Source organism: Pseudohalocynthiibacter aestuariivivens (genome assembly GCF_018457175.1).
In the GTDB taxonomy this organism is placed as follows: Bacteria; Pseudomonadota; Alphaproteobacteria; order Rhodobacterales; family Rhodobacteraceae; genus Pseudohalocynthiibacter; species Pseudohalocynthiibacter aestuariivivens.
In genome coordinates this window covers 771,052-790,691 of record NZ_JAGFNU010000001.1, presented here as the reverse complement: position 1 = coordinate 790,691, position 19,640 = coordinate 771,052, and the positions used below count along the sequence as shown (strand labels likewise).

Genomic DNA, 19,640 nt, shown 5'->3' with positions numbered 1-19,640 from the left:
CGCTGCCACCGATCCCACATCTCAGATTTCTGTTTGTCCGTGTAAAACGTCCGCGTCCGATATTTCATCTCTAACACTCCATCTTTCCAAAAAGACTAAAGTGTTGCGACCACCCGTTGAAACCGCCAGGCTTTGCAGACATTGAGATCTGGAATAGTCTAAGTTTGTCCTTATTTGTTAAAAAGTCATCGCAATGGAAATTCGCTCAATCGAAAAGCTGGAAAATGAGGCGCAGCTTCGCGATTTGGTTCGTGAATATCTCGATCATGAAATTTCAGAGTTACGGGCGGTCTCAGGGCTCGACCTCAACGTCGATGAACTGGTTTCAAATACCTTTGACCACATCAACGAATACCTTCCTCCGACCGGAGGACTGCATATCTCGATTGACGGCGACGGCCATTTGCAAGGATGCGTATTCCTAAAAGTGATCCGACCAGATGCGTGCGAAATCAAACGCTTGTACGTCAAACCGGCAGCCCGTGGGTTGGGCCTCGGACGAAAGCTGATGGAGAGCATCTTGTCCCACGCAAGAAACTTGAATGCAACGAGCGTTCTTCTCGACACAGGCGTCTACGACACTGCCGCACAAGGTTTGTACCGCAAATTGGGTTTCCGGGAGATCGAAAGCTACCCGGAAGGCGAAAGTGACCCTGAACTGCAGCCTTATTTGCTTTTCATGCAGCTCGATTTTTAGACCCCAGCGTCGATTTATTGGAAAACTAGCACGCGCTATCGGGTTTCGGCAAAGTTGAAAACCCACTAGGAATCCGCTTTATTAATCTACTGCGTTAAATTCCGGTCAGTCCATAGCATCAGGCCATTTCCAACCTACCCACCCAAAGTGGGGCATATCCCGACGATCACTTCTTAGATTCAGGAAACCCACCTTAAACATTAACAAAACATTATTTCGACAACTTTAAAGAGCATATCTTAACAACAATACGTGCGAACGCATGACTATTTGTCGAAACAAATCCCTGCGGAGGGCCAAAAAATGAAGATCAAGTATTTTGAAATGATAACGAATTTTTTCAAGAACGAATCCGGCGCAGTCACTGTTGACTGGGTTGTTCTGACCGCTGCTATCGTTGGCCTCGGTATCGCGATCATGGCTTCGGTCGGCGGCGCGACTGCTGATTTGGGTGACGTGATCTCTGGTAGTCTAGCAACCCAAGGTATCGCCACCTACTAGTCGCCGAGACATAGTTTACCCTGAGCGAGTGAATTTTCGCTCCATTTGCGTATTTCATCAACCTGCATGCGCAACTTGATTTATATCAAGTACAAGATGCGAACTAGCTGCTAGCGATGCATTGGGGTGCTTAGGGTTTTCGATTCCTGTTCGCGCGTTCTTTCGAAAAATGTGTCTTTGACATTTTCTAAGCACCCTACTTAACCTAGCCGAGATTTTTCCGTTAAAATTATCTGCGTGAATTTCCTATATTTCTTTCACCTTGAACGCTGGTTTCTTGAAGTCCTCTTTCATCAAGTGAGCTTTCATTGCCGGTAAGCCAATTGCCTTCAATCCAATGATCGCAGTGTAAATTATGGTCGTTAACGCGAGGTTGTCCAAAATTCACCCAATCTGGATAGCCACATCACCGAGGTGGTTCGAAAGTTGTCTTTCATAAGAGTTTTTGAGTCCAGAGGCTGCTTGAACTGAGTTAGCAACTGACTCATCTGGCTGATTGTATTTTCGGCGTGTTTGCGGATGATACGGTGCGCCCCGGCTGTGCTTCATGCCTTTGTCTCCCAGCCAAAACGGCCCGATCGCCAGAGATGCAACTGGAGCCGTTGTCTCGCAAGCAACAGCATATCTACAACATTCGGCGCAAAACGTGCCAAACGTACTCAGCCGAGGAAAAGATGCGTCATACATATTCGATGGCCCCTCATCGCAGACACACGAGCCGCCAGCGTTCTACGACAGTATCCAGCAAACCCTTCGTTACTTAAACTCTCAAAAAAATCCTCGCTGGCGCTGACGTCAGACATCGTCTTCTTTTACATTCGACAATTAATTTTCGGAATGGCGAATTTACTTGATTTATGTCAAGTGAACTTTTCTTGCGTTGCTTTACCGATGCATTCATCGCCTCAAGGATCAGAGTTTCGTCTTAATGAAAACCAATCGATTAACAACACAAGGCCAGAAACCTGGGGCCAATTTTTTTGGCCAACGGTTTTTTGTCTTTGTCGTACTCGCGGTTTCCATTTTTCTTGGACAGACCTTCTCGGCAATGGCCGGTCGTGACGCAAATAGCACTGCAAACTGGATTGAAATCTGCGGAGATGGCGGATCTTATCTTGTGCAGGTTGACGGTGGGTCTGAAGCGCCTGCACCAGAATGTGCCCATTGTTCCATCTGTCTTGTTCCCGGAACTGATGGGTTTGCACTTCAAACCCCAGAGCTAAATTCAACGAACTTTATCGGCTTTCGTATCGTTCATTTTTCGGACAGCGGCGCAACTGTGCCAGCAGGCTCTGAACACTATTGGTCCTCATGCCGAGGCCCCCCAATCAGAAGCGCAGAATATAAAATGACTCTCACTTCCTCTTTGTTTTTCAGAGAGATCAATGAAAAGGTCACACGTATCACATGGGTGTCACCATGGGTATGAAGCTGACCAACTCATCCCAATTTTCGAAGTTAATACGTCTCTTTGCAATCCTCCATATTGCAATACTGGGTTTCATTAGCGCAGCGCAGGCACAGACGGCTCCGGTCCTAGAAAGGTTTCTAGGCGAATTACCTGCAAGCGAATTTGTCGAGGGTGCGACAGCCTATGGAGCCATGCTGGAGAACATTCCAGCAGTTCCGATCTTGAATGGCCACGAAACTCTCGGCCATGCCTTCATTACTTCTGATTTTGTAAGCACAACGGGATACTCGGGCAAACCAATCCATGTAATGGTCGCAATTGGGCCTGACGGAAAACTGTTACGCGCCGAGTTGGTAAAGCACTCTGAACCCATCGTTCTTATCGGAATTCCAGATCGCAAAATCAGAGCCCTGACCGCCAGCTATTCCGGGCTCGACATTATAGCCGAAGCCGCTGCCGGCGGCTCGGGGCATGATCTGGATATTATCTCTGGGGCGACGGTGACAATCATGATCATCGACGACTCGATCGTTCGCTCCAGTATCAAGGTCGCACGTGCACTTGGGCTCGGGGGGTTGGCAAGCAACACCGAGGGTGCTGGACCAACACATGTTCTGAACATGGATGAAAACAGCACCAGTGACTGGTCCACAATGTCCGGAGACGGAACCGTCCGGCGGATGACGCTGGATATAGGTCAGATCAACAGCGCTTTTGAAGCCACTGGCGATCCGCGTGTTCTAAAGCACATTGAGCCAGGCGAAGACGGTGACATTTACATCGACATGTATGCCGCGTTGGTTTCTGCGCCTTCAATTGGCCGCAGCCTGATGGGCGAAGCAGAGTACGGTAACCTTGTCGAGTGGCTTGAAGATGGTGAGCAGGCTATTCTGCTGGCCGGTCGCGGGGCATTTTCATACAAAGGGTCTGGCTATGTCCGCGGGGGCATTTTTGACAGGATACAACTGATACAGGGTGATATTTCTGTACGGTTCCATGATCGACAACAACGCCGTCTTGGCGAACTGGCAGCGTCAGGATCACCAAGTTTCACGGAGCTTGATATCTTTAAAATTCCGGCGGATGCGGGGTTTGATCCAACGAAACCCTGGCGCATTCAACTGCTCGCCCAACGCGTTATTGGACCGGTTGAAAAGACATTTCTGACGTTTGATCTGGGCTACAATATTCCGGAAAAATACCTCACGCCGCTTGCGCCACAAACATCCGCCGTTGTTGTTGAAACAGCAGATGACAAATCCGCCAGGGCCGCCCTGTGGCAACGTATCTGGAACAGCAAAAAAGTGGAAATCGGCATACTGATTGCAATGCTCACTGTCCTGACAGGCGTCTTTTTCTTTCAGAAACAAGCGACCCGGAACGCGCGTAAATTCTACTGGTTCCGTATGGGCTTTTTACTACTGACGCTCGTTTTTCTGGGATGGCACCAGAACGCTCAGCTTTCTGTTGTGAACCTGATGGCGCTTGGTGCTTCGTTGACCAGCGGTTTCAGCTGGGATGCATTCCTGATGGATCCGCTTGTGTTCATTTTGTGGACTTCAGTTGCGGTGACACTCTTGTTCTGGGGACGCGGTGGGTTTTGCGGCTGGTTATGCCCATTCGGCGCCCTGCAGGAAATTTCCAACCAGATCGCCCGGTTCCTCAAGTTCCCGCAGTGGACCTTACCCTGGGGTCTGCACGAACGACTCTGGCCAATCAAATACATGATTTTTCTGGGACTTTTTGGCCTGTCGTTGGTTTCCATTCCGATCGCCGAACAATTCGCAGAAATAGAGCCATTCAAAACTTCGATCATTCTAAAGTTTGCGCGCAGTTGGCCATACGTCTTGTTTGCGGCGGCCATGCTGGGAGCGGGGTTATTTATCGAACGGTTTTACTGTCGCTATCTTTGCCCCCTGGGCGCAGCTTTGGCGATACCGGGCCGCATGCGAATGTTTGACTGGCTGAAGCGCTACAAAGAATGTGGCAACCCCTGCCAGACCTGCGCGCATGAATGCTTTGTTCAGGCGATCCACCCGACGGGTGAGATCAACCCGAATGAGTGCCTGTCCTGCTTGCATTGCCAGGTTCTTTATCAAGACAACACGAAATGCCCCGTTTGCATCAAGTCACTGAAACGACGCGCGAAAGTGGCCGACAGCTCAGCTCAGCTTAGCGAAGTAATGGCCCGCCAAACAAATCACCCTAACTCAATACAAAAGAAGGAAAGTTGATATGTCTGAAGACAATGAAACCAAACATGGAATATCACGGCGTGATGTTCTGACTGGCCCCGCGAAAGGTGCCCTGGTTGCCGGCACAATCATCGCTGCTGGTGGGAGCGCATCCTTGATGGCAACACCTGCGGCGGCTGCCGCTTCTAACGAAATCGCCCCGGGCGAACTTGACGAATACTATGGATTCTGGTCGTCCGGCCAGGCAGGTGAATTGCGCATCTTGGGCGTGCCATCAATGCGCGAACTTATGCGCGTTCCCGTGTTCAACCGTTGCTCAGCCACGGGTTGGGGCAGCACGAATGAATCCAAGAAAATCATGCGCGAAGGCATGATGCCTGAAACCCTGGAGTTTCTCGCAAAACGCGGCATGGACGTCTATGAAAATGGTGACCTCCATCACCCGCACATGTCCTTTACTGACGGCACATATGACGGCCGTTATCTGTTCATGAATGACAAGGCCAACACACGCGTCGCGCGCGTGGACTGTAAGTTCATGAAATGTGACAAGATGATCGAAATTCCAAATGCGTCTGACATTCACGGTCTGCGCCCACAAAAATTCCCGCGCACGGGCTATGTGTTCGCGAATGGCGAGCACCGGGTACCGCTGGTCAACGACGGCACCAACATGGACGACGTGGAAAACTATGTTTCCATCTTTTCCGCCATTGATGGCGACACCATGGAAATCGCCTGGCAGGTCATCGTGACCGGCAACCTTGATAACGTCGATTGCGACTATCAGGGCAAATACGCAATTTCATCCAGCTACAACTCTGAAGGTGCGACTGAACTTGTCGGCATGATGGAAGCAGAGATGGATCATGCAGTTGTGTTTAACATCGAGCGCATTGAGGCTGCGGTCGCTGCGGGTAACTTTGAAGTCTACAATGGTGTGAAAGTTCTGGATGGGCGCAAAGGGTCTGACCTGACCGTTTACATTCCGATCCCGAACAGCCCGCATGGCGTCAACTCTTCGCCTGATGGTAAATACGTCATGATCAACGGAAAACTGTCACCAACCGTGTCCGTGATTCAGTATGACAAGCTTCAGGCTGTTTTTGACGGTGCCGAGCCCCGGTCTTGTATCGTTGCAGAACCAGAGCTGGGCCTTGGTCCGCTCCACACGGCGTTCGACGGAAAAGGCATGGCCTACACCACCCTGTTCCTGGATAGTCAGATGGTGAAATGGGACATCGACAAAGCGGTTCGCCTTTATGCTGGTGAAGACGTTGATCCGATCGTTTCAAAAACCGATGTGATGTATCAACCCGGGCACAACCACAGCTCTATGGGTGAAACCAAGGAAGCTGACGGCAAATGGCTTGTGTCGCTGAACAAGTTTTCGAAAGACCGCTATCTGAACGTTGGACCGCTAAAGCCCGAAAACGAGCAGTTGATCGATATTTCAGGCGATGTTCCAGCAGTTGTTCACGACAGTCCGACTTTTGCTGAGCCGCACGACTGTATCATCGTTCACCGTTCCAAAGTGACACCGGATTCCATCTGGAGCCGCGACAACCCAATGTGGGATGACGCGCGCAAACAGGCAGAAGCCGATGGTGTCGTGCTTGAAGATGGTCACGACGAGGTTATCCGTGACGGGAACAAAGTGCGGGTTTATATGTACTCTGCCGCTCCGACGTTCTCGATGGAACAATTCACGGTTAAGCAAGGCGATGAAGTCACAATCTACATCACCAACATTGATGATGTGGACGACCTGACCCACGGGTTTACACTGGGCAACCATGGTATCTGCTTTGAAGTTGGGCCACAGGCAACAGCGTCTGTTACCTTTACTGCTGATCGTCCGGGTGTTCACTGGTACTATTGTCAGTGGTTCTGCCACGCGCTCCATATGGAGATGCGCGGCCGGATGCTGGTTGAACCAGCGTAAGGAGCCTTATCAATGTTGCGCTATCTGTTCTTGCTAATTGTTTTGGGCTTCTCGGTATCCCCTACCGGAGCAGCCGAAATAATTGTGCCTGCAACAGAGGGCGCACTTGTCGAAGCCATAAAATCGGCGCAGGCGGGGGACATTCTTCGACTGCGTCCGGGCACCTACAAAGGCCCGATTAAAATTGATCTGCCTCTGACGATAGAGGGCACTAACACAATAATTGATGGTGGCGAACTTGGCTCGGTAGTAACGGTGAATGCACCTAATGTAACATTACGCGGGTTGAAAATTATTGGCTCAGGCTCCGGCGGGGACGGGCTTGATGCTGGCATTACCCTAACAAAACTGGCTGATGACGCGGTGATTGAGGGCAATCACCTTATTGGAAATCTGGTTGGCATCGACCTGCACGGGCCAAAGAACGTGCTTGCATCCGGTAATATCATTGAAGGACGGCAAGACCGGCGGATGAACGACCGTGGCAATGGCGTCTATGTCTGGAATGCACCCGGCGCACGGGTCATCGGCAATGATATCCGCTGGGGTCGCGATGGTATTTTTGTGAACACTTCACGCGACAATGAATTTACCGGTAACCGTTTTCGTGACCTGCGGTTTGCTGTTCACTACATGTATGCAAATGACAGTCTGGTTTCCGGAAACATCTCGCAAGGCAACCATTTGGGCTACGCAATCATGTATTCCAACAACGTACGGATTGAGGGAAACCTGTCTAGCGGGGATCGTGATCACGGTATTATGATGAACTACACCAATAAAAGCACCATAATCGGCAATCAAATTGAAGCGGGTGGTGAGAAATGTGTGTTTATCTACAACGCGCACAGAAACAGCTTTCAGGGCAACAGTTTTGAATCCTGCGAAATTGGTATTCATTTCACCGCAGGTTCAGAGCGCAACGAAATTTTTGGCAATGCCTTCATCGGCAATCGCACACAGGTGAAATACGTGGGATCAACCTGGATCGAATGGAGCGCTGACGGGCGCGGAAACTACTGGTCCGATCACGCAGCTTTTGATCTGGACGGCAACGGAATTGCAGATTCCGCCTATCGCCCCAATGACATTATGGATCGTATTCTCTGGACGCAACCAGCCGCGAAATCCTTGTTAGGATCACCCGCAGTTCAACTGATCCGCTGGTCGCAATCCACCTTTCCCGCAACGTTGCCCGGTGGCGTCATTGATCGCGCCCCTCTTATGGCTGCTCCCCGCCCTGAACTTCCAACTTGGGAAGATATCCAATGACCACTTTAGCAGTTGAAAACGTCAGTAAAAATTATGGTACACTGGAAACCGTTTCCAATGTCAGTCTGAGCATTGAGGCGGGCGAACGTGTTGCTCTGCTGGGTCATAACGGGGCTGGCAAAACCACGCTTTTACGGATGATCCTCGGGCTGACCCCTGTTGTTTCCGGTACGATAAAGGTTTTGGGTTCCAACCCTGGCTCTCGCCATTCGCGCGCGTCAATCGGGTTTCTGCCCGAAAGCGTTGCCTTTCACGGTGCCCTTACAGGTCGCGAACAGCTACGCCATTTTGCACGACTGAAATCAGTTCCCGTACATGTTGCTGATGATCTGCTTGATCGTGTCGGGCTTTCAAATGCGGCAGACAGGAAAATCCGCACGTATTCCAAAGGCATGCGGCAGAGGATTGGTCTGGCGCAAGCTTTGCTTGGGCAACCGAAGCTTGCGCTGCTGGATGAACCGACAAGTGGTCTTGATCCGATCTCTCGGCATGAATTTTACGATATCGTTGAAGAGCTGGCACAATCAGGAACTGCGGTTTTGCTGTCTTCCCATGCGTTGACCGAACTTGAAACACGCACTGACAGAATTGCGATCATGAGCCAGGGCAAGTTGGTGGCGGACAACAGCCTTGTCCGTTTGCGCCAAAATGCAGGTTTACCGATCAGGGTAAATGTCACAACAACCGCCGAAAACGTTGATGTCGTCGCCGAAAGACTCGGCGGAGAACGTATTAATGGTTGCTCAATCTTACTGACCTGTCAGCAAGACGAGAAGATCTCCAAGCTAAGTCAGATCACGGCGTTCGGTGAAATAATCAAAGATGTCGACGTAACGCCCGGAACCCTTGAAGAGCTTTACCGCCACTACAGCGTCACTGAATCGGAGGGTAAGTAATGTCCGTATTCGCAATTGCACGGCTCGAACTTCTGATTGCACGACGCAACATGTGGGTTGCGACCTCAGTCATTTTGATGAGCTTGTTCACGATTGTCCTGACACTTGCAGGGGGTGCGCCAACAGGCACCTTGGGGGTTGATCCGCTGATCGTTGCCGTAAGCTCGATCACCACGCTTTCGGTTTATCTCGTACCTCTGATTGGCTTACTTCTGTCTTTTGATGCTATCGCTGGTGAGACCGAGCGCGGAACCTTAGCGCTTAGCCTGACATATCCGCTCTCACGTGCCGAAATCTTGATCGGCAAGTTTCTTGCGCATTTTACCGTACTCGCCTTCGCGGTCGCAGTCGGGTTGGCGCTGACAGCGACGCTCACGGCTTGGCAACACGGTGCTGCGAACCTTTCCTTCGCACCATTGTTGCGCCTTTTCTTCACCTCGCTCGCACTTGGGTCAGCCTTTCTCGGAATGGGGTACACAGTGTCAAGTTTGGTTCGTCAGCCCAGCGTTGCGTCCGGTATTGTGATCGTTATCTGGCTGGTGTGCGTCGTCCTTTACGATATCGGGTTGCTTGGTGCGTTGGTCTCCGACAACGGAGGTTACTTCACAAAAACCGTTTTCCCCTGGCTGTTGGTTGCAAACCCCGCAGACGCTTTCCGGCTGATCAACATGCCCGATACCTCTGTAACGGTTCTGACATCAGGGCTAAGCGCCGCCGGGTCAGTGTCTGGAATTAATGGACAATTGGCTTCGCTTTTCGGCTGGCCGTTACTTGCTTTGTTTTGTGCCTGGCGCGCACTTCGGAAGGTTGAACCATGAGATTAAATTTAGCGGCTTTATTGCTGCTGCCATTCGTGTTTCTTGCTGGCTGCAAAGAGGATATGGCAAATGTCACTGTTCCAGAGCCTCTTGCGCTGACCGAAGAGGCGGCCGGACACTACTGCCAGATGATTATACTTGAGCATCAGGGTCCCAAAGCACAGGTGCATTTGGCCGGTATGTCAGAGCCGCTTTGGTTTAGTCAGGTGCGCGATGGCATTGCCTATTTGAAATCGCCAGAACAATCCGCAGATATTCTTGTTTTGTATGTAAACGACATGGGGGCAGCGCAAAGTTGGCTGGAACCCGGTGCCGACAATTGGATTGATGCAAACACCGCCTATTTTGTTGTCGGGTCTGACGCCATCGGCGGCATGGGCGCACCGGAGATCGCGCCTTTTGCCGAAACGACAAAGGCTGAACAATTCGCGCTGGAACATGGTGGGGAAATCATGCGCCTTAAGGACATTCCGGCAGAGGTTGTTCTTTCACCCATCGAATTCACAACGACATCTTTGGAGCTAAGCGAATGACATCTCGCAGAAGAATACTAAAGATCCTTGCGGGTGCTGCTATTTTACCAGCCTTTGGTGCAGAGGCTGGCGTTAACACACGCCACTGGAAAGGCATCGCACTAGGCGCTGAAGCCCAGATAATACTGGATCACCCAAATGCGGATGCTTTGATTTATCAGGCGGTTCAGGAAATTCGCCGATTGGAAAACATTTTTAGTTTATATCAATCTGCCAGCCAGCTATCGCATCTTAACCGAGATGGAGTTCTGGTGCAGCCGGCCTTTGAAATGGTTGAATTGCTTTCGATTTGCTCTCGGCTGAACGCCCAGACAAAAGGAATATTTGACCCGACCGTTCAAAATTTGTGGTCTCTTTACGCAGAGAGTTATGTATCGGGTTCACAGCCTAGCGATGAACAGCTTTCCATTGCACTTGCTGCGACGGGCTGGGACCTTGTTTCTTTCTCGACCGAGAGAATAGCGTTTGACCGACCCGGTGTCATGCTGACGCTGAATGGTATTGCCCAAGGGTTCATTGCCGATAAAGTTTCTGAATTGTTTAGAAATAATGGTGTTCGGAATTTGCTTGTGAACACAGGTGAGATTGCGGCGCTTGGCACGGCTCCCGATGGCGAAGCGTGGCAGATAAGACTAGGAACACATGATGGGAAACAACTTTCATTGCGAGACGCTGCAATTGCGACGTCACGCCCGCTTGGAACGGTGTTTGATACGAATGGATCAGTTGGACATATACTCGACCCTAGCTCTGGAATTTCGGAGTCTATGTGGTCTGAAGTCAGCGTCATTTCCCGGTCAGCCGCCGAAGCAGACGGGCTTTCCACTGCTTTTTGCCTGATGAGTGAAGCAGATATTTTCGAAGCAAAAGGCGACAACGACGTGTTGCTAACGTGACTATGCGTCATGGTTCACAAGAACTTTGAGTGCCATTAACGCAGACAAACCCGGCCCCAAAACCCCTAAGTTCCGCCAGGTTACAGTAGTATTTTAGATATTACTCGCAAAGGTTTAGAATTTATCCGGCTATCGTTTAGCTCAGAAAATCATTGTCCCGATGGACCAGAGACCGATGACGCGTTAACAATCTAATTGGGCCAATCAGGTCGGGTTACTCAGAAACCACAGCTTACACATTCGATCTGACTCTGCAGAGATCTAGGAGACAAGCGCCGTGAAAACCCACGCCGACATCGTAATCATTAATGCGCGCGCATTAACCATGAACGCCAAATCCCCACGGGCGGCGACGATTGCCATCAAAGGCGACAGGTTTCTTCGGGTTGGCGATTACGATCCATCCGAACTGATTGGACCGAAGACAAAGGTGATCGACGCAAGAAAGAAAACGGTACTCCCCGGGTTTATCGACAGCCACGTTCATCTATTTGGTGGGTCGGGGGAATTGGGCTGCCTCAACCTTTCAGATGTTTCGACCCAACAGGCGCTGACAGAGGCCGCACAAAAAGAAAGCCTGGCGCGGCCAGAGGACCCACTTCTTTACGCTGTCAGCGCGGGGTATCATATCCTTGGGCCAGATACGCTTATTGATCGCCACGCGCTGGATCGCGTCATGCCTGACCGTCCGTTTGCCATGATGGCCGCAGATCATCACACCGTGTGGGCCAACACCAAGGCGCTTGAGCTTGGTGGTATCCTGCATGGAGGCCCGACTGATCCGGGTGCTGAAATCGTCATGGAGGTTGATGGCACCGCATCGGGTCTTTTGCTGGAAACCAGCGCGTTCAGTCACGTGATCAAACACACAGCCCTTGGGGGACGAGATTTTATTGGTTACGTGACCGGGGATGACCCTTTCCCGCCTGCAACACCGGAAGAACGCGAACGCGATAAACAAGCCCTACGTGAAGGGCTGGCATATTGCGCCCAATACGGGATCACATCGCTTCACAACATGGACGGCAACCTCTATCAGATGGAACTGCTTTACGAACTTGAGCAAGAAGGTGACTTGCTTTGCCGTGTTCAGGTCCCCTGCCACCTGCGCAACACGCATCCACTATCAAAGCTGGACGAGGCACTTGAAATGCAGCGCCTCTATCATTCAGACATGCTCTATTCAGGGCGGGTAAAAATGTTCATGGACGGTGTCATAGAAAGTTACACCGCACTGATGGTTGAACCCTACCCGGACAGACCCGAAACATACGGCGACGCAGTGTTTGCAGCCGAAGCCTTTACAGAGGCCGCCATTCGCGCAGATGCCATGGGCCTTCAGATCAGCGTTCATTGCTGCGGCGATGGCGCAGTGCGACGGACACTGGATGGGTATGAAGCCGCGATCAAGGCGAACGGCCAACGTGACAGTCGCCACCGAATTGAACACATCGAGACGATCACTGACGCTGATATACCCAGATTTTCCGAGCTTGGCGTTGTAGCGTCCATGCAACCTTTGCACGCCCCATTTGGCGGCATGTTTCCTGTGATGCCTGAAGGCGTGATATTCAACGAGCGGCAAGTCAGGAATGCATTTGCCTGGAAGACCTTAAGAGAGGCGGATGCGACACTAATTTTCAGTACGGATTGGCCCGTTGTGCCGCTTGATCCGATGTTGACAGTTGCGACTGCCGTCTTTCCCATTCCCCTCGGAAAAAGGTGGCAAGACCAAAGTCAGAGTCTTTTTGAAACGCTTGCCAGCTATACAAGTGGTGGCGCCTACGCAGAATTTGCGGAAGACAAAAAAGGCAGGCTTCAAGAGGGCCTTTTCGCAGATATTGTTATAATGAACGAAGACCTTGAAAGCGCTGATCGCGAAACCATGCTGTCATCCGGCGCCGAACTCACAATTTGCGGCGGGAAAATCACGCACGACTGCGCCGAACAGAGCAGGCAGTAGGCGACCTTCGCTAGCGGCTCAGACGGTTGTGGACCTTGCTTATCTCAGACGTTGGAAACTTTTGCATTTTACATTAATATAGCTTGCAAAACGCTGATAATTCATCATGAAAGTCTGCTATGAAAAATCCAGAACGCCGTCGCATCGTATCCTCACGCCACCTTGCAGAAGGCGAAGGTTGGGAAGCCTCTGAATTCGAATATGGTCTGATCATTGCCTACAATGCCTTCAGCCGTTGGATGCAACGTTGTATGGCAGCCGCAGAGATGCCGGAACTCAGCGCACTGGAAATCTTGGTACTGCACAACGTTAATCATCGCGACCGTGAAAAGCGTCTGACGGACATCTCTTTTCTTCTAAACATCGAAGACACACATACGATCAACTACGCACTACGAAAGCTGCTGAAACTTGAACTGCTCAATTCCGAGAAACGCGGTAAGGAAGTGTTTTATCGTGTTTCCGACAAAGGGCGTGATCTTTGCCAGCTTTACAGACAGATTCGCGAGCAATGCTTGCTTGACGCCCTGCCCCGCGCCGGAATATCCGGCGAGGAACTGAGCGAGCTTGCAACAAATCTACGAACAATGTCTGGCCATTATGACCAGGCAAGCCGCGCTGCGTCTTCCCTCTAATTGCCCATCGCGTTGGGTAACACCGTTACGATTGACGGGAAAATCGTTATCAGAAGGGCCCCCAGCATCAGCAGGAAAAAGAACGGCAAAGCAGCACCAGCAACCCGCAGAATATTGATACCAGTAAGACCCTGAATAACAAAAAGGTTGAATCCAACAGGCGGGGTGATCTGGCTCATCTCAACAACCAGCACCAGATAGATCCCAAACCAAAGCGGGTCGATCCCCGCAGCCTGAACCATTGGTAAAATGATAGACGTCGTCAGAACAACCACTGATATGCCATCCAGAAAGCAACCAAGAACAACGAAAAACACAGTCAAAACAGCAAGCAGCGCATAGGGAGACAGGTTAAATTCGCCGATCCAAGTTGCCAGATTTCGTGGAATACCTGTAAAGCCCATTGCGATAGACAAGAAGGCAGCCCCCATCAGGATAAAGGCAATCATGCAAGATGTTTTTGTTGCCGAAAACAGGGCATCGGTGAATTCGACGCGCCCGAAGCCACCTGTAGACGCAGCCAATAAAGTCGCAAGGACAACACCTATCGCAGCTGCGTCGGTAGGCGATGCAACGCCCGTGTAGATCGAACCTATGACCCCGCCGATTAGCAAAAGTACCGGGATCAGCCGTCGAGACGCCGAAAGCTTTTCGCGAAAGTTTAACTGGCTGTCAACTTTAGGGATCAGTTCGGGGTTCATCACAGCGCGCAAAGCGACATAGCCACCAAACAAAAGTACCAGCATCAGACCGGGCAATATCCCCGCAACGAACAGCCGGGCGATAGACTGCTCTGTCGCAACGCCATAGACAATCAAAATGATCGATGGTGGGATCAACAAACCAAGCGTCGCTGAACCAGCCAAGGTTCCTAAAATCAACTTTTCCGGATACCCCCGTGCTGTGAGCTCCGGTACCGACATCCGGCCAATCGTGGCTGCGGTTGCTGCGGACGATCCTGAGACTGCGGCAAAAATCGCGCACCCCAGAATATTGACATGCAGCAATCGCCCGGGTGCACGCCCAAGCCAAGGTGCAAGACCTGAAAACATATCTTCGCTTAATCGCGACCGTAAAAGGATTTCACCCATAAGGATGAACAGCGGCAAAGCTGCTAGCGGCCAGCTGTGGCTATGTCCCCAGAGCGAGGTTGCCAAAACCAATCCTTCCGGTGCGTTCGAAAACGCAACCAAGGCAACCAGCGCCATGATAAACAGTGATATTGCCACCCATACGCCCATCGCCAAAAGGCTCAAGAGTAAGGTCAGCAGAATTCCAAAAATGACTGGATCAGACATGGTTTACTCCGATCCTTCATCAAGCAGCACTGGCGCGCGTGCCATGATGGCTTCGATTAATGTGTCAATGAGCGCGATGGTAAGAAGTGCCAGCCCTACAACCATCGAAAGCTGCGGTATCCATATTGGGATCGCGACTATTCCGGTCGACATGTCGCCGTAGTGGAAGCTTTCAGCGACAAGTGAACCTGCGAACCAGGTCGCGTAGCCCGTCATGGAAGCACCAAGAAACAGCGCGACGACTTCCAGCATCCATTGAAATTTTTCCGACAGGTTTTGCACAAACAGGTTAACCCGAATGTGACTGCCCTGACGCAACGTGTAGGCAAGCGCCAGAAAAGAAGCAGTCGACAACATGAACCCGGCGAAATCTGCGTAGGATGGAATAGTAAACGATGTGCTGGGCCCGCCCAGCCGTGCCAGAATGTTCAAGCCAACCTGCGCCGATACGATCAAGCAGATGCCGAGAATGGACAAGGCGGCGATGCCACCGGCAAGTTTGTAAAGCTGATCCAGAAACCGTCGCATGACAAACCTTTCGCTGTTGGAGAACTACAGGAAACTACGGCCCCGCAAATATGTGAGGCCGCAGATGAACGCTTAGTTTTGAAAAGAGTCCAGAACGGCCAACGCGTTGTCACTAGCATTGGATTTCCAGTTGTCGAGCATCGTTGCACCTATTCCTTGCAAGCCTTCGACCAGCGCATCTGAGGGTGCCACAACCGTTATGCCATTGTCCGCCATCTCTTGGGTCTTGGCGGCAGCTTCAGCCATCGACATTTCCCAACCACGGGTTTCTGCAGCAGTGGCAGCGTCCATGACTGCGGCCTGCACCTCGGGTGAAAGCCGATCAAAGACCCGGGCGTTCACAACGACGATGTTTTTAGGCAGCCACGCGTCGATCTGGGTGTAGTGAGTCACGAAATCCCATGCTTTTGTGTTTGCCCCGGTAGAGGGTGACGTGATCATCGCCTGTACCTGCCCGGTTGCAAACGCCTGTGGAATGTCTGCTGCTTCAATTTGGACCGGGGCTGCATTTGCCAAGGCCGCTAATTCTTCCAGAGCAGCATTGTAGGCGCGGAACCGTAAACCTGACAGGTCGTCAACTGTTGCGATTTCGCCATTTGTATAAAGGCCCTGTGCCGGCCACGGAACCGAAAACAGCGGTTTCAGCCCTTCGGCAGCCATCAGGTCCTCAATCACAGATTTCTGCGCACCCCAAAGTTTCTCGGCACCTTCGTAGGTGGTTGCAACGAACGGCTGGCTGTCGATGCCATATGCTAAATCTTCGTTTGAAAGACGCGACAGGAAGAATTCGCCGATAGGCACCTGACGCGAGCGAATCGCATTTTTTATTTCAGCATGTGGAAAAAGTGAGCCTGCCGAATGCACGGTGATGGTCAGTTCACCATCTGTAGCTGCGGCAACGTCTTCAGCAAACTGGCGGATGTTGATGGTGTGAAAAGTGCTGTCTCCGTAAGGGGTTGGCATATCCCATGTTTCTGCAAGTACAGGGGTTGCAACAGCGAGGCTTGATAAGAGCACGGCAGTGCGAAGGGTCTTCATATTTTGGGTCTCCCATTGAGACACTGCAATTTATATAAAAGTGATTTGCAGGTCTTTTTTTGTTAAAACGTTGACAATTTGTCATCGTTTTGCCATTAAAGCTAGGAAAATTGTTAGAAAGCTTTAAATTGTGACAAGCCCTGCAACGAATGAAATGGCTTCAAATGCCTTCCCGCGCATTAAAAATGTCGGGCTTTCCGGGGTGTTGGTCAGTTTTTCAGATGTCCTGACGGAAAGCGCTAATCGTGCTGCGCTGGCTTTTCGTGCTGAACTCGAAAAGGCCGCTCCTCCAGGTATCACCGAGACGACAACATCGCTGACGTCAACGTTCGTGGTATATGACCCGGTTCGCCTGCCGCTCAAAGACCTTCGGGCGTATCTTTCAAAGCTGCTCACTCGGGAGAATTGGGAAACAGCAACCCTTCCTGAACGCCGCCGCTTATGGCGCGTTCCTGCTGTGTTTGGTGGTGAATGCGGCCCACAGTTGGAAGAGGCTGCAAATCTGGCCGGGCTAACCCCTGAGCGCGCAATAGAAGAACTCACCTCAACCCGCGTGCGTGTTATGACAATCGGCTTTGCACCCGGACAGCCCTATCTGGGATCTTTACCTGAGAATTGGGATATCCCGCGTCAGTCCGGCTTGACGAAACAAGTCCCGAATGGCGCCATTGCAGTGGCGATCCGTCAACTGGTTCTCTTTACAACTGAAACACCCACTGGGTGGAGACAGGTGGGGCGCACTGCATTCCGTGGGTTCCGACCAGAGAGTGACAGTCCCTTTGCCCTGCGGCCCGGTGACGAGGTGCAATTTGCATCAATCGATGAGGAAACCTACGCCAGCATTCGCGCTAAAGACAAAACAGGCGACGGCGGGTCGGAGTGGGAGTTTCTGCCATGACCGGTGCACTTATCGTTCATCGCAGCGGGCCTTCTGTTACTGTGCAGGATCTGGGGCGTCCTGGAAATATGGTGTTCGGCTTATCACCTGGCGGCGCGGCCGACAGGCACGCGTTCATTGAGGGCACAGTACTGCTAGGACAAAGCTTGGATTGCGCCGCATTGGAAATGGCAGGTTTTGGTGGCGAGTTCGAGGCGACCAGCGATATCCGTATCGCGATGACCGGTGCGCCGATGTTGGCCAGACTGGACGGCCAACGCCTGGTCTGGAACGCCAGCCATACCATGCAGGCGGGTCAACGCCTGACAATTGGCGCCGCTTCTTCAGGGATTTATGGGTATTTGCATATTGGGGGCGGCATCGCCTGCCCCCCCTTTTTGGGGAGCCGGGCAACCCACCTTGCAGGTGGCATTGGTAAACCGCTGTGTCCAAACGAACAACTTCCACTTGGGCCAGATCTGAAGCCCGATTTTGTCGGGCAACTTCTTTCTGTCATTGACCGGTTTTCCGGTGGCACGCTTCGGGTGCTTCCAAGCGTTCAGACGGATCGTTTTTCTGCTGCAACGCGGGCACGGTTTGAGGCGACACGGTTCACCCGGACGCCCCGCGGAAACCGGCAGGGTGCAGAACTACAGTTCGAGGGGGAAGCTTTCGTTTCGGACGCGCAACTTACTATCTTGTCTGAAACGATGGTGGCTGGGGACATTCAGATGACAGGAGCAGGAGAGCCCTTTGTTCTCCTGCCTGAATGTCAGACGACAGGTGGGTATCCAAGGATCGGCACGATTTTACCCGACGATCTGCCGCTTGTGGCGCAGGCGGTGCCCGGTGTCAGCCTGAAGTTCAGATTTGTCACACATGAAGAGGCGCTTGCCCATCATCGCCCAACTGAAACACTACGCGCAGACCTGACTCGCAAATTGCAGCCCTTGTTACGTGATCCCCGCGATATCCGCGATCTGCTTAGCTACCAGTTGGTAAGTGGCGCAATTACGGGCTGGGACTAAACAGGACACGGACCATGACAAAGCACATTGATCTTAACGCAGATATGGGTGAATCCTTTGGCGATTGGGTCATGGGAAACGACCCCGCCCTGCTGGATACAGTGACCTCGGCCAACATAGCCTGTGGTTTTCACGCCGGCGATCCGGACGTGATGGCGAAAACCATGCGCCTCGCGGTAAAGCGAGGTGTTGGCATTGGTGCACACCCGGGCTTCGCAGATCTACAGGGATTTGGGCGGAGGCGTATAAATCTGTCTGCCGAAAACTTGCGCAACATGATCTGCTACCAGCTAGGCGCCGCACAGGCGATGGCACGCGCCGCAGGTGGGCAGATCAGCCATTTCAAGTTGCACGGTGCGTTATCCAACATGGCGTGCGAAGATCCAGAGATCGCACGAGTCTGCTACAAAGCTGCGCAAGAAATTGCGCCAACCATAAAAATAATGGTGCTGGCATCCACCCCAATGCAGGATGTTGCAGAAGAGCTTGGGTGCTACTGGGCCGGAGAGATTTTTGCGGATCGCGCCTACAACGACGATGCGTCACTTGTTGACCGCAGCTTTCCCGGCGCTGTTATTCACGACCCTGAACAGGCGGCAAAGCGCGTGCTAGATATGGTTCAGAGAAATGCAATCATATCCGCAAATGGCAAGCATATCGCCGCACAAATCGACACAATCTGCATGCACGGTGACACTCCTAATTCCATCAAAATTGCAAAGGCTGTGAAGTCCACTCTCCTCAGGAATGAAATAGCCGTCCGCTCGCTTGCCACTGCATCGTACAAATTCTAAAGGAGTTTGTTGCTGCTTAAGTCTCGTTCACTTCGCGAATTGCCAGGTCGTGACATGGTGTTGCGACCAATAAAACATATGCGCCACATAATATTTCTCGCTTTGCAAGGGTATTCACGGGATTGGTTTTTGGACCTTGGACATGCCTATGGGCTTGACTGATGGCCTGCTTATTGTGAACACTGAAATGACCGCCGCATCAAGCAGACCGATCATTTCCTGAATATCGAGCCTGCAATATGCAAAGAGGCAGGCGGACTAAGACAAGAATGAGAGTACGAGCGCCCAGCGCTTCGTTGCCCTTTTTGGTCGTGC

At 51.7% G+C, this 19,640-nt stretch carries 18 protein-coding genes; 15 read left to right on the top strand and 3 right to left on the bottom strand.

Features of this window, described 5'->3' with window-relative positions:
• Positions 1–193 precede the first annotated feature (193 nt).
• The 12 genes from J4E70_RS03915 to J4E70_RS03860 all read left to right on the top strand — a co-directional run bounded on the left by J4E70_RS03915 (position 194) and on the right by J4E70_RS03860 (position 13,762).
• On the top strand, positions 194–697 hold the full coding sequence (locus J4E70_RS03915) for a GNAT family N-acetyltransferase (RefSeq protein WP_213887735.1): 504 nt from the start codon (positions 194–196) through the stop codon (positions 695–697).
• A gap of 303 nt (positions 698–1,000) precedes the next feature.
• Positions 1,001–1,198, top strand: a complete 198-nt coding sequence (locus tag J4E70_RS03910) for a Flp family type IVb pilin (protein WP_213887783.1) — start codon at positions 1,001–1,003, stop codon at positions 1,196–1,198.
• A 928-nt stretch (positions 1,199–2,126) separates the two neighbouring features.
• Positions 2,127–2,627: a hypothetical protein gene (locus J4E70_RS03905; RefSeq protein ID WP_213887734.1), complete on the top strand. Its 501-nt coding sequence runs from the start codon at positions 2,127–2,129 to the stop codon at positions 2,625–2,627.
• Positions 2,624–4,843: a NosR/NirI family protein gene (locus J4E70_RS03900; RefSeq protein WP_213887782.1), complete on the top strand. Its 2,220-nt coding sequence runs from the start codon at positions 2,624–2,626 to the stop codon at positions 4,841–4,843. The genes J4E70_RS03905 and J4E70_RS03900 overlap by 4 nt, the downstream gene beginning before the upstream one ends.
• Before the next feature lies 1 nt (position 4,844).
• Positions 4,845–6,749 (top strand): TAT-dependent nitrous-oxide reductase, encoded by a 1,905-nt coding sequence (nosZ, locus tag J4E70_RS03895; RefSeq protein ID WP_213887733.1) that lies wholly within the window; start codon positions 4,845–4,847, stop codon positions 6,747–6,749.
• 12 nt (positions 6,750–6,761) lie between these two features.
• A complete protein-coding gene (locus J4E70_RS03890) occupies positions 6,762–8,021 on the top strand; it encodes a nitrous oxide reductase family maturation protein NosD (protein ID WP_213887732.1) in 1,260 nt (419 codons plus the stop codon).
• A complete protein-coding gene (locus J4E70_RS03885; RefSeq protein WP_213887731.1) occupies positions 8,018–8,917 on the top strand; it encodes an ABC transporter ATP-binding protein in 900 nt (299 codons plus the stop codon). The genes J4E70_RS03890 and J4E70_RS03885 overlap by 4 nt, the downstream gene beginning before the upstream one ends.
• Positions 8,917–9,735 (top strand): ABC transporter permease, encoded by an 819-nt coding sequence (locus J4E70_RS03880; RefSeq protein ID WP_213887730.1) that lies wholly within the window; start codon positions 8,917–8,919, stop codon positions 9,733–9,735. The genes J4E70_RS03885 and J4E70_RS03880 overlap by 1 nt, the downstream gene beginning before the upstream one ends.
• Positions 9,732–10,268 (top strand): nitrous oxide reductase accessory protein NosL, encoded by a 537-nt coding sequence (locus J4E70_RS03875; protein WP_213887729.1) that lies wholly within the window; start codon positions 9,732–9,734, stop codon positions 10,266–10,268. Before J4E70_RS03880 ends, J4E70_RS03875 begins: the two co-directional genes overlap by 4 nt.
• Complete coding sequence (locus tag J4E70_RS03870; RefSeq protein ID WP_213887728.1) at positions 10,265–11,164, top strand: FAD:protein FMN transferase; 900 nt, start codon at positions 10,265–10,267, stop codon at positions 11,162–11,164. The genes J4E70_RS03875 and J4E70_RS03870 overlap by 4 nt, the downstream gene beginning before the upstream one ends.
• A gap of 277 nt (positions 11,165–11,441) precedes the next feature.
• Entirely contained in the window at positions 11,442–13,127 is a 1,686-nt protein-coding gene (locus J4E70_RS03865; protein ID WP_247077585.1) for an amidohydrolase, read from the top strand.
• Between the two features lie 119 nt (positions 13,128–13,246).
• Positions 13,247–13,762 (top strand): winged helix DNA-binding protein, encoded by a 516-nt coding sequence (locus tag J4E70_RS03860; protein WP_213887727.1) that lies wholly within the window; start codon positions 13,247–13,249, stop codon positions 13,760–13,762.
• Here the strand turns inward: J4E70_RS03860 and J4E70_RS03855 are convergent.
• The 3 genes from J4E70_RS03855 to J4E70_RS03845 all read right to left on the bottom strand — a co-directional run bounded on the left by J4E70_RS03855 (position 13,759) and on the right by J4E70_RS03845 (position 16,551).
• Positions 13,759–15,060 carry a TRAP transporter large permease gene (locus J4E70_RS03855; RefSeq protein ID WP_213887726.1) on the bottom strand — a complete coding sequence of 434 codons (1,302 nt, stop codon included), beginning with the start codon at positions 15,058–15,060 and terminating at the stop codon, positions 13,759–13,761. The two genes, J4E70_RS03860 and J4E70_RS03855, sit on opposite strands and share 4 nt — an antisense overlap.
• 3 nt (positions 15,061–15,063) lie before the next feature.
• Positions 15,064–15,588 carry a TRAP transporter small permease gene (locus J4E70_RS03850; protein WP_213887725.1) on the bottom strand — a complete coding sequence of 175 codons (525 nt, stop codon included), beginning with the start codon at positions 15,586–15,588 and terminating at the stop codon, positions 15,064–15,066.
• 72 nt (positions 15,589–15,660) lie between these two features.
• On the bottom strand, positions 15,661–16,551 hold the full coding sequence (locus J4E70_RS03845; RefSeq protein ID WP_425516542.1) for a TRAP transporter substrate-binding protein: 891 nt from the start codon (positions 16,549–16,551) through the stop codon (positions 15,661–15,663).
• Between the two features lie 229 nt (positions 16,552–16,780).
• On the opposite strand from J4E70_RS03845, the gene J4E70_RS03840 reads away from it, so the two are divergent.
• From J4E70_RS03840 to J4E70_RS03830, 3 genes are read left to right on the top strand one after another with little or no spacing between them, the layout of a single operon-like run.
• Positions 16,781–17,524, top strand: a complete 744-nt coding sequence (locus J4E70_RS03840) for a 5-oxoprolinase subunit B family protein (RefSeq protein ID WP_213887723.1) — start codon at positions 16,781–16,783, stop codon at positions 17,522–17,524.
• A complete protein-coding gene (locus J4E70_RS03835; protein ID WP_213887722.1) occupies positions 17,521–18,531 on the top strand; it encodes a 5-oxoprolinase subunit C family protein in 1,011 nt (336 codons plus the stop codon). Before J4E70_RS03840 ends, J4E70_RS03835 begins: the two co-directional genes overlap by 4 nt.
• A 14-nt stretch (positions 18,532–18,545) precedes the next feature.
• A complete protein-coding gene (locus tag J4E70_RS03830) occupies positions 18,546–19,325 on the top strand; it encodes a LamB/YcsF family protein (protein WP_213887721.1) in 780 nt (259 codons plus the stop codon).
• The last annotated feature ends 315 nt before the right edge of the window (positions 19,326–19,640 follow it).